This is a genomic window from Yersinia vastinensis (genome assembly GCF_902726565.1).
In the GTDB taxonomy this organism is placed as follows: Bacteria; Pseudomonadota; Gammaproteobacteria; order Enterobacterales; family Enterobacteriaceae; genus Yersinia; species Yersinia vastinensis.
This window is the reverse complement of the sequence record NZ_CACVAF010000023.1, coordinates 15992-29891: the sequence shown is the minus strand read 5'-3', so window position 1 is coordinate 29891 and position 13900 is coordinate 15992. Positions and strand designations below refer to the sequence as shown.

Genomic DNA, 13900 nt, shown 5'->3' with positions numbered 1-13900 from the left:
TTGTTACTCAAATCAACACCTTTCTCATTTGATGCTGTTGAGAATTATTAATTAACTTCATTGATAATCATTATCATTGAGTGTAATAATGTCTCCATACCGGTTTCGTGGAGTATGGATTGTGTCGAATGCAGCTGAAGTGATTTACCCTTCAACAACGGCGATTTCTGATGAAATCGCTAGTTTGTTTGCTCGTACATTCATACACTTTTCAGAATCGTTTCATGTCGATGCAGCTGAAACTCCCCAAGAAAGCCTATGGCTAGAGCAGTGGTCGGCTGAGAATAGTTTGCCACGATTAATGCAAACCTACGAAAAGCACTATTACAGTGATAGTGAGCTAAACCCAAATCATAAAGCTCTGCACTCACTATGGGGGCAGTGGTATTTTGGTTTGGTTGTTCCTCCGATGATATTGATGTTACTGGCATTGCCCGTGGCGATAGATACTCGACCAGAAAGAATTCGAGTTAAGCTCCATGCTACAGGGCGGCCTGAAGCTATTTACTACCAACATCGTTGGTTGGATAAGTCTCCATCATCTTTATTAGTGCGGCTCTATTTATTACTCGATCATCATATTATTCCTGTTATGCAGAAAATAGCTCGCCAGCCAAAAGCTAACTCCCGTTTAATTTGGAATAACATCGGTTATCTGATGTTTTGGTATCTGCGTGAGTTCAGGAATAAACTGGGCACTATTGACGGTTATGAGGATATTATTGCAAACCTATTCCTCACCCCTAACCTTCCTGATGGGCGAAATAATCCTCTCTATCGTACTGTTATTCCACGCAATGGTGGCATGGAACGTCGTACCTGTTGTCAACGCAATAAACTGCCAGGTGTAGGTTGCTGCCTTGATTGTCCGTTAGAATCTCGCCCATAACCGGTATATGATTCGGCTTACAGATAAAGTAAGTCTTAAGGATATGTCGGTGAATAAAGAAAAAATTGCCCATTTAGACGCGGTAAGTCGTAAAGCTCGTGCGGTTATGGAGCGAGAAGGGCTTAATGCTCTGGTCGTGACCGTTTGTGATAATTTCTATTATCTCACCGGCTTTGCCAGCTTCTTTATGTATACCTTCCGGCATACCGGTGCGGCTGTCGCAATTATGTTCCGCGATGCCAATATTCCTTCACAGATAATCATGAATGAGTTTGAGGCGGCCAGTGCCCACTTTGACATGCCTAATATGGAGCTTAAGACTTTCCCTGTATGGGTTGATGTAGATGATCCGCGTAATCCTCTTAATTATCAGAGAAAGAGTGAGCGACCAATTGGTCCACCTATTGAGGCTGTTTTTAATTTAGTCAAAAGCGCTCTTGATAACGCTGGTGTATTGAATAAGAAAATTGCCATTGAATTACATGCTATGTCCAACGGTGGTAAAGGCGTTTTGGACAAAGTGGCACCAGGATTAAAGTTGGTTGATTCGACACCACTGTTTAATGAAATAAGAATGATCAAAAGTTCTTGGGAAATTAATCACCTACGTAAAAGTGCTGAAATCACTGAATACGGTATTGCCAGCGCAGTTAAACATATCCGTGTAGGTTGCACGGCATCAGAATTGACCGCAGCATTTAAAGCTGCGGTGATGAGTGACCCAGCGACTAACTTCTCTCGTTTCAATCTTATTTCTGTAGGTGATAATTTCTCACCTAAAATGTTCGCCGATGAAATACCTGCGAAGCGAGGAGATTTAATTAAGTTTGATTGTGGGGTGGATGTAGCCGGCTACGGAGCTGACCTTGCCCGTACATTTGTTCTTGGAAAACCTGACCAGCTAACGCAGCAGATATACGACACCATCAGAACCGGGCATGAACATATGTTATCGATGGTCGCCCCAGGCGTGAAATTAAAAGATGTTTTTGACTCCACAATGGACTTTATTAAAAAATCAGGTATGCCACATTATAACCGTGGTCATTTGGGACATGGCGATGGCGTATTTCTGGGGCTGGAAGAGGCTCCTTTTGTTAGCACAGTGGCAACTGAAACATTCCGCCCTGGGATGGTACTGAGCCTTGAAACGCCTTATTACGGTATTGGGGTTGGCTCGATTATGCTGGAGGATATGATTCTCATCACTGAGAGCGGTTTTGAGTTTTTGAGTAAACTTGACCGTGATTTATTGCACTGTAATTAAGCTGCGTACGGTTTGTCACTTTAAGCGAATTAAAGTTATCTATGGAATAGACTCCACAATTTTGTCATGGAGGCTATTCCATTACTGCAAGAATAGAGAGAGATAACTTTAAAATAAGCAATAAAATACACATATAAAATATAAGGTTAAGGTTGAAAAGTGTTTTAATGTTGTGGTTATCGACATTATGTAGTTGATAATCAATTTTGTACTATTTGATTTTTTTATTATAACGGAAGTGATAATTAACTCTGCCAGTAATGACTTTTTTCTTGTGATTGTAAATATAAAGAATCTTTTAGATATTCAAAATTTCAAGTAGCAAAAACCTCTCTCAAACAGCCTGAAAACCAAATCGAATCTTCTCTTCGCAGGATACTGTATCGCAGCATTCCCTTAGTAAAAATATTTAGTCTTTATTTTTCGTGTTTTTGAAGAATTTTTGACTAAGAATATTCTTAATCGTATCTAAATTAACGCCCATATCACGTTTTTACCTCTATTAATCGCTGGAATAACAATATTCTATAATAATTCGGCAATAGTATTTTCTTTCAACTATCCTATGTAACATGCTGTAATACATTCCAAGGACGTCATTTCAACATAATTCCATAATGAAAAATGAATGTTCGTGAAGAAGCTTTTCTTGATCATCAAACAAGTTGCTGGCTTAAGGGTTATATAATGTATAACGCATTTACGACACTGCTGCGCCCGTTGCACCGGCACAGAATTACTATATTAGCGCTATTAATTTCCGGCCTTTCGGTTAATCCAGTTTTGGCAGAAACACAGTATGATTCATTAATCATCCAAGCCAGATCTGGGGATACCGCGCCGGTTCTTGATTATTTACAAAAAGAATCCAAAGCGAGGCCGCTTAATAGCAGTCAAGTTGACGATTGGCTACAAATAGCCGGTTGGGCAGGGCGCGATCAGGAGGTAATAGATGTCTATGAACGATATCACTCTTCTATGAATCTCTCCTCGCGCGGGTTAGCCTCTGCAGCGCGTGCCTATCGCAATGAAAAACGCTGGGATCAAGCACTGGCGCTGTGGCAAAGCAGCTTAAAGAAAGATCCTACTAACCCAGACCTTATCACCGGCATGATCATGACGCAGGCTGACTCAGGGCGTGGTGGTGCCGTGTTAGAACAGGCAAAAGAGTTAGCCGAGCGCAACCCTTCCGCGCAAAATTATATGACTCTGTCTTATCTGAACCGAGCAACCAATCGTAATTATGATGCATTACAGGCTTCGAGTGAGGCGGTGCGTTTGGCACCAGAATCTGAGGAAGTGTTAAAAAACCACCTTGAGATTTTGCAACGAAACCGTATTGCTGATCCGGCGTTACAGCTTGCGAAAGAGAACCCGAAATTAGTGACTGCAGAGCAATATCGTCAACTCGAGCGAGATGCTGCGGCAGAGCAAGTGCGTATGGCTGTGTTGCCGACTCGCAGTGAAACTGAACGTTTTTATATCGCGGATCAGGCATTAGCGGATTATCAGGATTTGTTGACTCGCTGGAGTAAAGATCCCGCAGCACAGTCCGATTACCAACGAGCGCGTATTGATAGGTTGGGCGCATTGTTGGTTCGTCGCAACACTGCTGAGTTGATTAAAGAATATGAGGCCATGGAAGCCGAAGGCTACAAAATGCCTGACTATGCCCGTCGTTGGGCGGCTTCTGCTTATATCGACCGCCGGATGCCAGAAAAAGCAGCCCCGATCCTAACCAGTTTGTATTATGCCGATGGTAAAACATTCCGTAACAGTGATGACTTGCTTGATGCTGATGATCTCTATTACTCACTAAATGAAAGCGAGCAATTAGATAAAGCACATCAATTCGCTAAGAACTACAGCGAACAAACACCTTATCAAGTCGGTGTCTATGGTTTGCCGGGGAAAGAGCCGAATGATGATTGGATGGAGGGTCAGACGCTATTGGTGCAATCACTGGTGGCGCTCAATGATCTGCCTGCGGCACAGAAAAAACTGGAGACATTATCCAGTACGGCACCTGCTAACCAGAATTTACGTGTTGCCTTGGCTGGCGTTTATCTGGCCAGAGATTTACCGCGCAAATCTGAACAAGAATTGAAGGCCGTAGAATCATTGGCACCTCGTAGCCTGATTTTAGAACGTGCGCAGGCTGAAACAGCGATGGATTTACAAGAATGGCGTCAGATGGAGTTGTTGACGGATGATGTGATCGCTCGTTCGCCCGAAGATGTTCCATCGCAGGAATTAGACCGCCAACGTAAAGTTCATAATATGTATGAGTTGCGGGTAACCGGCAACCGAACGATTTCTTCTAATAGCCCTATCAGTGGCAACAAAGACTACGGTATTGAAACTTTGCTTTATAGTCCGCCTATTGCTGACAACTGGCGGGTATTCGGCGGCGGCAGCTATAACAATTCACAATTTGAAGAAGGAACCGGCATTAACCGTGTTATGCGATTAGGCGGAGAGTGGACTTCTCGCGACCATTGGGTTGAGGCTGAGGTAAATAATCAGAATTACGGTTTTGGTAATAAAACCGGTGCACGTTTATCGACTTGGTATGATTTTAATGACCATTGGCGAGTCGGAGGTCAAGTTGAAAGGTTGGCTAAAGATACTCCACTGCGTGCATTAAAAAACAACATTTATGCCAATAGTGCTTCAGCTTTTGTGTTCTGGAAGGCTGATGACCGACGTGATCTCGAATTTAATGTGACACCGTCAGATTTTTCAGATGGCAACAAACGTTGGGAATATGAGCTTAATGGGCGTCAGCGCATCTGGACTGGGCCTTACCTAACTGCAGATTTCAATCTGGGTTTGGCTGCTAGCACCAACACCAAAGAAGACGTGATTTATTACAACCCGAAAAGTGACTTTACCTACCTTCCTGCGGTCACGATAAATCACATTATGTATCGTCATTATAAAACAATCTGGAGTCAGCAAGTGCAGCTTGGTGTCGGTGGCTATTGGGAGAAAAACTACGGAAATGGCCTAGTCACCACGGCAAGTTATGGGCAACGGGTCCAATGGAATGATGTTGTTGATACTGGAGTGGCCATTACCTACGACAAGCGCCCCTATGATGGCACCCGTGAGCATGATCTCTCGCTCGCTTTCGATTTGAATTACCGTTTCTAAGGGACGCTCCATGGCAAAGATACTATTTTTTATTCGGATACTTGTAGTTGGAATGATAACGCTACTCGCATCCGTCTGTTATGCAGAAAAGCCGGTATTTGTTCCCCCAGCCGAGCGCGCATTGCCACTCAGTGAAAGACCGTGGCAGAAGAATACCTTTGTGGTTATTGCTTATCATGATGTTGAAGATGATTCCGCAGACCAGCGTTATCTTTCGGTACGCAGCAGCGCACTCAGTGAACAATTGGCTTGGTTGAAGGACAATCGCTACAACGTGGTTTCTGTAGATCAAATTCTGGCGGCTCGTAATGGTGGTGCACCTTTACCCGATAAGGCGGTATTACTTACTTTTGATGATGGTTACAGCAGTTTTTACACTCGCGTTTACCCATTATTAGAAGCTAATAATCTGAGTGCGGTGTTAGCCCCGGTTGGGACGTGGATTGATACACCGGCCAATAAAAAGGTGGATTTTGGTGGTTTAAGTACTGACCGGGATCGTTTCCTAACCTGGAAACAGATCGGTGAAATGTCAAAATCAAAATTGATTGAAATTGGTGCGCACACCTACGCCTCACATTATGGCGTAATAGCCAACCCGCAAGGGAATACTGAACCGGCAGCGGCCAATCTCATGTATGACCCTAAAACCAAAAAATATGAAACCGAAGCTGCTTTTAAGCAACGGATGGAAAAAGATATTTCATTGATAACTCAGCGGATTACCCAAGCTACGGGTAAACAGCCACGAGTTTGGGTTTGGCCTTACGGTGCACCAAATGGCACTGTTATCAATATATTGCGTCAACACGGCTACCAGATGGCAATGACACTGGAACCGGGTATTGGCAATGTTAATGATCTGATGAATATCCCGCGTATTCTGATCAGTAATAATCCGTCCTTAAAGGATTTTGCCCAGTTAGTCACTTCCGTACAGGAAAAAGACATCATGCGGGTAGCGCATGTGGATTTGGATTATCTCTACGATCCGGACCCGGTGCAGGAAAAGGAAAACCTCGATAAGTTAGTGCAGCGTATTTCGGATTTACGTGTGACTACCGTGTTTTTACAGGCATTCTCTGATCCAAAAGGGGATGGCAATATTCGGCAGGTTTATTTCCCTAACCGCTGGATACCGATGCGCCAAGACCTGTTTAACCGAGTGGCGTGGCAGCTAGCTTCACGCCCAGATGTTGATGTATATGCCTGGATGCCGGTATTGGCATTTGAAATGGACTCGTCGTTACCACGCATTCAACGTATTGATCCAAAAACGGGTAAAACCAGTATCGATCCGGATCAATATCGTCGTCTATCACCATTTAATCCGGAAGCTAGACAGCGCATTATTGATATTTACCGCGATATGGCATATAGCGCACCGATTGACGGGATTCTATATCATGACGATGCGGTTATGTCTGATTTCGAGGATGCATCACCGGATGCTATTCGTGCGTACGAAAAAGCGGGCTTCCCTGGGTCGATTGTCGAGATACGTAATAATCCAGAAATGATGGCGCGTTGGACTCGCTATAAGAGCAAATATTTGGTCGATTTTACCAACGAATTGACCCGCCAAGTGCGAGATATCCGTGGCCCGCAAGTGAAGTCAGCCCGCAATATATTTGCTATGCCGATTTTGGAACCGGAAAGCGAAGCATGGTTTGCCCAGAATCTTGATGATTTTTTGGCTAACTATGACTGGGTTGCCCCAATGGCCATGCCATTAATGGAGAAGGTGCCACTATCAGAGTCTAACGAGTGGCTTGCTGAATTGGTTAATAAAGTTGCGCAGCGCCCAGGCGCACTCAATAAAACTGTATTTGAACTGCAATCGAAGGACTGGACCAAACCTGAAGGCAGCAATGCTATCAGTGGCCCGATACTGGCGGGATGGATGCGCCAGTTGCAGTTAAATGGCGCGCAAAATTTTGGTTACTACCCGGATAACTTTATCACTGGCGAACCACCGCTAAAAGATGTCCGCCCTGTGCTATCTTCTGCTTGGTATCCTTTATATGATCGATAGAATTATTGCGTTACTCATCCTATGCCTGGTACTGAGCATTCCTGCGGGAATGATCCTGCTCTTTACCGGCGATGTGCTGCTGAATTTTGTTTTCTTCTACCCACTCTTTATGTCCGGTATTTGGATAACAGGCGGCGTCTACTTCTGGCTACGCCGGGAAAGACATTGGCCGTGGGGCGATGATGTACCGCCTCCGGAGCTGAAAGGGAACCCACTCGTGTCTATTTTGATCCCTTGCTTTAACGAGGGGCTGAATGCACGGGAAACTATTCACGCAGCTTTGGCGCAGAGCTATACCAATATTGAAGTTATCGCCATCAATGACGGCTCCAGTGATGATACCGCACAAATACTGGACGCAATGTTGGTTGAAGACCCGCGTTTACGTGTTATTCATCTGGCGCATAATCAGGGCAAAGCGATAGCCCTTCGTATGGGTACGGCTGCGGCACGTAGTGAATATCTGGTCTGTATCGATGGCGATGCTTTGCTGGATAAAAATGCGGTGCCGTACTTGGTCGCACCGTTGATTGCGAACCCTCGCACCGGTGCGGTCACCGGTAACCCGCGTATTCGCACACGTTCAACACTGATTGGTCGCGTTCAGGTGGGTGAGTTCTCATCTATCATCGGATTGATTAAACGGACTCAGCGAGTCTATGGTCAAGTCTTCACTGTGTCGGGTGTTGTGGCCGCTTTTCGCCGTAGGGCGTTGGCTGATGTGGGCTACTGGAGCCCAGACATGATTACCGAAGATATTGATATCAGCTGGAAATTACAGATAAGACATTGGTCGGTGTTCTTCGAGCCACGCGGCTTGTGCTGGATTTTGATGCCAGAAACCTTACGAGGGTTATGGAAACAGCGTCTGCGTTGGGCACAGGGTGGGGCAGAAGTCTTCTTGAAGAATATGTTCAAACTGTGGCGCTGGCGTAATCGCCGGATGTGGCTGTTATTCCTTGAGTATTCACTGTCTATCACGTGGGCATTTACTTATCTGTTTAGTATCATTTTGTTCCTGCTGGGTTTGGTGATTACTTTACCACCGGGAATTCATGTGCAGACGGTCTTCCCACCAGCCTTTACCGGTATGGTATTGGCGCTGACTTGCCTGCTGCAGTTTGCTATCAGTTTGGTGATTGAACGGCGCTATGAGCCTAACCTGGGGAGTTCGCTGTTCTGGATTATCTGGTATCCAATGGTTTACTGGATGCTGAGTTTGTTCACCACAGTGGTTTCGTTCCCCAAAGTCATGCTCAACACCAAGCGTAAACGTGCGCGTTGGGTTAGCCCAGACCGCGGGATCGGGAGGGTTAAACCATGAGTGCACCTTTGATTCATACCGAACAACGGGCGATCCCCCGCTGGATCGATATTATTATTACTGCATTGGCTTGGTTCGGTTTTATCTTTCTGTTCGTGAAGGGCTTTTTGGATATGATCCACCGAGCCCCAAATATGGGGCCGATCCCGTTCAGAATGTATATTCTGGCTGGTCTAACGACTCTGGCACTGTATGCGGCAATTGCGGCATTCAATGCCATCGTGCTGATTGTTTGGGCCAAATATAACCAAGTGCGCTTTCAGGTTGAGCGCCGCGGGCATCGGCCGCATCTTAATGATGATGAGTTAGCCGACAGTTTGGATGTTTCCGGTGACATGATTGCTCAATTAAAAGCGGGTTCTTGCCTCACGTTGTATAACGATGAGCATGGGCAGCTATTAGAGGTTAAAGAAGGGTTACAGCTCCCCTCTGTTGCGCCCGTCGTCAATTTACGACGCGGATAATCGTTAAAGCATTACTGAATACCCGATGTGCAACTACGCGGGTATTCAGTTCTCACCTTATGTTGTTCCTCACAGAGTCAATATCACCAAATTCTGTTTTGTATATTACTTCTGCTTTATATATTGCTATGATTTAACAGGACTTATCTTGGATGATAATGCGCGGATGTTCATTATTGATATTTTTGGCAGTTGCGCAATAACGGGAGCATGCAATGAAACAAAACCATTTCGGACAAACTATCGGAGCAGAATTAGCGCATTGGCAATCAGCGCAACGACCTCAACGGGAGATTCTGCCCGGGCATTTTTGTTATCTGGCCCCAGTTAATATCGATAAACATGAAACATGCTTATATCAGGCATATCACATGGTCAAAGAAACAAGCGATTGGACTTATTTTTATTGTGAACGACCTGAAAGTGAAGCTGACTTCCATCAATATCTCCAAACATTAATTAATGCTAAAGATGCCTTTCACTATACCGTTGTTGATGCGCAATCAGGTTTTGCTTTAGGGACTGTGGGGTTACAACGAATTGATGAAAATAATGGTGTTATCGAGATAGGCTCAGTTAATTGGTCACCCCGTTTAAAACGTCATTCAGCGGGAACTGAAGCTATATATCTATTACTGCATTACGTATTCGACAAGTTAGGCTATCGCCGCTGTGAGTGGAAGTGTGACTCATTGAATGAACCATCAAACAAAGCAGCATCGCGATTCGGATTTCAATATGAAGGGCAATTCCGGCAGGCTATTGTGACCAAAGGGCGTAATAGAGATACTAATTGGTATTCCATAACGGACCGCGAGTGGCCAATAATTAAGCAGGCCTTTAATGATTGGTTGGCTATGGATAACTTTGATAGCCAAGGTAAACAGAACGCGCGCTTGCAGGATTTAAGAATTAGTCGTTAGTGATAATGATTAATTCTATCTTATTGTATTTATTTGCCATTTTTAATTTCGCCTTTACTTAAAACAGAGAGAAAAGCAGTAAAGGTGAAATAAGACTGGAGATTTAATTCGAGGAGTATTACGGGGTTTAATAGTATAGCGCGATGTAAAAAATAATTAGAGTGAAAAGTGAGCAAACAGATAAATTATATTTTTTTACATTTTTGTATCGCGAAACTTAAGAGTGTCATTATACTGTAATCATCTGGCGGTATTTTTCACACGGTGCACAGCTTAGGCTGTTGTTTATCACTGCGGGGATCGCTAATGGTAGAGTCCATGATTGGGCTGTTAAGACAAGACCAAAGTTTCATTCAAGCAACTCGTTGTAACGAGGGCTTCCCATCCGACTCTAAAATTCCAGTAATACAATCATTATCTATCCCGACTATTTCTGTATTAACAATATTCTTGTTACCCGCGTTCTTGTTCCCAGTATTAATAATACGTGATAACTCCCCTTGCGATACTGTATTCAATCGATGTCTGTTTTTACTCAGCCCATTTGAGAGTTTACCTTACTCGCATTTTTCATTGGCTATTATTGGCTGCAAAGGAAGCCAAAACCTCATCCGTATGTGAAACATAATCGCGCAGGCAATTTCTGCTGCGGTAGGTGAATCAAACTGAAAGGTGCCACTATGGGAAGACAGAAAGCAGTGATCAAAGCTCGTCGTGAAGCGAAACGCGTAATTAGACGTGATTCACGTAGTCATCGTCAGCGTGAGGAAGAAAACGTGACATCGTTAGTACAAATGGGCGGTGTTGAATCAATAGGTATGGCACGGGATAGCCGTGATACCTCCGTTATTCAGGCGCGTACGGAAGCTCAAGGTCATTACTTATCAGCCATAGAAAGTAAACTACTCATCTTCGCTACCGGTGAAGCGGGATGCGGTAAAACCTTTATCAGCGCAGCCAAGGCTGCTGAAGCATTAATTCACAAAGAAGTTGATCGGATAATTGTGACGCGGCCTGTTCTACAGGCAGATGAGGATCTGGGTTTCTTGCCTGGTGATATCTCTGAGAAATTCGCGCCTTATTTCCGCCCGGTGTATGACATTCTGTTGCGCCGACTTGGTTCGTCTTTCTTGCAATATTGTCTACGACCGGAAATTGGCAAGGTAGAAATTGCACCTTTCGCCTACATGCGTGGGCGTACCTTTGAAAATGCGGTGGTGATCCTCGATGAGGCACAAAATGTAACCGCCAGCCAGATGAAGATGTTCCTGACCCGTCTTGGTGAAAACGTCACGGTCATTGTTAATGGTGATATTACCCAATGCGACCTTCCGCGTGGCGTAAAATCAGGTCTTAGCGATGCGTTAGAGCGCTTTGCTGAGGATGAGATGATTGGCATCATCCGCTTTGATAAACAGGATTGTGTCCGTTCTGCACTCTGTCAGCACACGTTAAATGCCTATTCGTAACTTAAGATTATGAATAGATGACCCGATAAAAAAGGGCAAGCGCCAAAACGCTTGCCCTTTGCTTATTCAGGCTATTTTGAGGTATTAACCACTACAGCATAATTGTCATCATATAAGCTGCAAACAGTGCCAGATGGGCGGTGCCATTGAGGACGTTCGTTCTGCCGGTAGAGAATGAAATTTGCGACAGAATCAAGACACTCACCATCACCACAATATGAGGCGCTTCCAGACCAAAGGTTAGCTCTTGCCCGGTCAGCACAGCAATTAAGGTCACCGCAGGAACAGTCAATGAAATTGTCGCCAGCACGGAACCGAAAAAGAGGTTCATCGCACGCTGTACCTGATTGGCTAATACCGCTTTCAACGCCCCTAAACCTTCCGGTGACAAGATAAGTAAAGCTATCAAGAAACCTGTAAATTTCGCTGGCGCATTTAATTCTGTCAACAACGCTTCGAGTGGGTTGGCATCAAATTTAGTGACCGCAATAACTGCCACCAAATGAATTAACAACCAGAAGGTGTGCCACAGGCTACTGTGGGAAGATGGTTTACCGTGGTGAGGGTCACTAGGGTCATCACCTTCGTCTTCATGTTCGTAAACAAACAGGCTTTGATGTGTTTTAGTTTGGATAAGCAGGAATACGCCATACATCGCTGCCGAAATTGCGGCAACAACCAATGATTGCGCTACCCCAAAATCCCCACCGGGTAGGGTACTTGGGAGTACCAATACAATAATTGCCAGTGGGAAGATGGCCATTAGATATTGTTTGATACCGACCAAATTGACATGCTGGGTAGCAAATTTACGGCCACCAAGGAGCAAAGACACCCCAACCAATCCACCCACAACAATCATGATGACAGAATAGAGTGTGTCGCGCATTAATGCGGGGGCAGCATCGCCAGTTGCCATCATCGCCGAGATCAAACTGACCTCAAGCACTACCACGGAGAGGCTGAGAATTAAGGAGCCATAGGGTTCACCCAAGCGGTGTGCCAATACATCGGCATGACGAACCACACTGAATGCACTGCTCAGAATACCGACCAGCGCTATGAGGTTGATGATAATAACGGCGGCAAAATTACTGGTGTCACCCCAGATATTAAGGATAACCAGTGCAACGATAGGCAAGATCAAAGAGTATTCGTGGTGGCGGGATTTAGATCGGCCAGGATCGTTTTGCGACTTCATTTCGAGAGCGCTCCTAATAACTTTACTGCATTAAATAGGCATTAGAGCCATTTAACGATAATTAAGTGCCATATTGTAGGCTAAGTAGCCTTAAGACTAACAAATAACAGGAAATTGTCGCAGGAAATTTACAAGGTTTTAACCGAGAAGAGTAGAAAAAAAGTCATGAAAATGGACATAACAAAGTGATGTCCATTGATTTTATAGATATTAATGTAGTCTAGTCGTCAATATTGTCCATCACTTCATGGCGTTTGTGATGATAATCTTCTTCATTCAACCCTTCACGCCAATAGGGAACGGCATAAAGTTGATGACGTTCACAGCCTTTTTCGCGACGCAGATAACGACGTAAGACGACCACCAATCTATCTTCACCTGCTAGCCAGAAAGTTGCTTCTTCCATCGGCAACGTCAATGCACAGAATTGGGTGATAACTTCATCCGTTTTTTCGGTACCCCCGATGACCCAGCTCAGTTCAACACCGGCAGGTTTAACCAGATCAAGCACATCTTGTGGAGTATCCACACGAATAATGACGTGACCTTGCGCATCGGCTGACAGTGTTTCCAATAACGCGGCAATAGCCGGGAGTGAAGAGGGGTCGCCTACCAAATAGCTGTACGCGGCTGCGGGTAACATGGTCTCTGGGCCTCCGGGATTGGTGATGCCTAGCCAGTCACCAGCTTTAGCATGACGGGCAAAATTCACCGCTGGACCACTGTGATCATGAAGAGCAAATTCAATATCAATCTCGCCTTGTTCAGGGCGAACTGCTCGAACAGAGTAGGTGCGAACAACCGGACGAATGTCTGCTGCGGGCCATATCGGGCCTTTTTCTCCCAGTACCGGTAATTCAGGCTGTGTTTGGTTCGGTAAAGGTAGAAAGACCTTTAAGTGAGCTCCAGCGCAATTTGACGGATAGTTCTCTAATGTAGGGCTATGGAAGGTAATTCGACGCAAATGGGGGGAGGTGTCTACTATCTTTTTTACCTGCACCAAGCGCGGAGGTGTGGGACGGTATTTGGGTTTGGCTGCGGTTGATTCTGTGGTCACAGTTTATCCTTATTACTTTTATGGTGTTTTATTTTTGCTACGTCAGCCAGTAGGATCTATGGCTTATAAGGCCGTAAATTATATCACCAACCAATGTTAATGATAATTATTTGCA

General features: G+C 44.8%; 10 protein-coding genes. 8 read left to right on the top strand and 2 right to left on the bottom strand.

Going from position 1 to position 13900, the window contains the following annotated elements:
* Nucleotides 1-121 precede the first annotated feature (121 nt).
* The 8 genes from fhuF to phoH all read left to right on the top strand — a co-directional run bounded on the left by fhuF (nucleotide 122) and on the right by phoH (nucleotide 11527).
* Nucleotides 122-889, top strand: a complete 768-nt coding sequence (fhuF, locus tag HUZ92_RS20500) for a siderophore-iron reductase FhuF (protein ID WP_050140838.1) — start codon at nucleotides 122-124, stop codon at nucleotides 887-889.
* A gap of 49 nt (nucleotides 890-938) precedes the next feature.
* A complete protein-coding gene (locus HUZ92_RS20495; protein ID WP_145579548.1) occupies nucleotides 939-2156 on the top strand; it encodes a M24 family metallopeptidase in 1218 nt (405 codons plus the stop codon).
* 687 nt (nucleotides 2157-2843) lie between these two features.
* A complete protein-coding gene (pgaA, locus tag HUZ92_RS20490) occupies nucleotides 2844-5312 on the top strand; it encodes a poly-beta-1,6 N-acetyl-D-glucosamine export porin PgaA (RefSeq protein ID WP_050140840.1) in 2469 nt (822 codons plus the stop codon).
* A 10-nt stretch (nucleotides 5313-5322) separates the two neighbouring features.
* On the top strand, nucleotides 5323-7347 hold the full coding sequence (gene pgaB, locus HUZ92_RS20485; protein ID WP_050098262.1) for a poly-beta-1,6-N-acetyl-D-glucosamine N-deacetylase PgaB: 2025 nt from the start codon (nucleotides 5323-5325) through the stop codon (nucleotides 7345-7347).
* Entirely contained in the window at nucleotides 7337-8671 is a 1335-nt protein-coding gene (gene pgaC / locus HUZ92_RS20480) for a poly-beta-1,6-N-acetyl-D-glucosamine synthase (RefSeq protein ID WP_050098261.1), read from the top strand. Before pgaB ends, pgaC begins: the two co-directional genes overlap by 11 nt.
* Complete coding sequence (gene pgaD / locus HUZ92_RS20475; RefSeq protein ID WP_050098260.1) at nucleotides 8668-9135, top strand: poly-beta-1,6-N-acetyl-D-glucosamine biosynthesis protein PgaD; 468 nt, start codon at nucleotides 8668-8670, stop codon at nucleotides 9133-9135. The genes pgaC and pgaD overlap by 4 nt, the downstream gene beginning before the upstream one ends.
* A 215-nt stretch (nucleotides 9136-9350) precedes the next feature.
* Nucleotides 9351-10058, top strand: a complete 708-nt coding sequence (locus tag HUZ92_RS20470) for a GNAT family N-acetyltransferase (RefSeq protein ID WP_050098259.1) — start codon at nucleotides 9351-9353, stop codon at nucleotides 10056-10058.
* Nucleotides 10059-10738: 680 nt separating this feature from the next.
* Complete coding sequence (gene phoH, locus HUZ92_RS20465) at nucleotides 10739-11527, top strand: phosphate starvation-inducible protein PhoH (RefSeq protein WP_032910125.1); 789 nt, start codon at nucleotides 10739-10741, stop codon at nucleotides 11525-11527.
* A gap of 91 nt (nucleotides 11528-11618) precedes the next feature.
* Here the strand turns inward: phoH and chaA are convergent, their stop codons facing one another.
* Together chaA and HUZ92_RS20455 are read right to left on the bottom strand one after the other, a co-directional pair.
* Entirely contained in the window at nucleotides 11619-12728 is a 1110-nt protein-coding gene (chaA, locus tag HUZ92_RS20460) for a sodium-potassium/proton antiporter ChaA (RefSeq protein WP_050098257.1), read from the bottom strand.
* Between the two features lie 220 nt (nucleotides 12729-12948).
* Nucleotides 12949-13785: a siderophore-interacting protein gene (locus HUZ92_RS20455; RefSeq protein WP_050140842.1), complete on the bottom strand. Its 837-nt coding sequence runs from the start codon at nucleotides 13783-13785 to the stop codon at nucleotides 12949-12951.
* Nucleotides 13786-13900 lie beyond the last annotated feature (115 nt).

What these genes read in the sequence shown, in the direction of transcription:
- pgaA (WP_050140840.1), top strand. Translation starts at nt 2,844, where the DNA reads ATGTATAACGCATTTACGACACTGCTGCGCCCGTTGCACCGGCACAGA.
- pgaB (WP_050098262.1), top strand. Translation starts at nt 5,323, where the DNA reads ATGGCAAAGATACTATTTTTTATTCGGATACTTGTAGTTGGAATGATA.
- pgaC (WP_050098261.1), top strand. Translation starts at nt 7,337, where the DNA reads ATGATCGATAGAATTATTGCGTTACTCATCCTATGCCTGGTACTGAGC.
- pgaD (WP_050098260.1), top strand. Translation starts at nt 8,668, where the DNA reads ATGAGTGCACCTTTGATTCATACCGAACAACGGGCGATCCCCCGCTGG.
- HUZ92_RS20470 (WP_050098259.1), top strand. Translation starts at nt 9,351, where the DNA reads ATGAAACAAAACCATTTCGGACAAACTATCGGAGCAGAATTAGCGCAT.
- phoH (WP_032910125.1), top strand. Translation starts at nt 10,739, where the DNA reads ATGGGAAGACAGAAAGCAGTGATCAAAGCTCGTCGTGAAGCGAAACGC.
- chaA (WP_050098257.1), bottom strand. Translation starts at nt 12,728, where the DNA reads ATGAAGTCGCAAAACGATCCTGGCCGATCTAAATCCCGCCACCACGAA.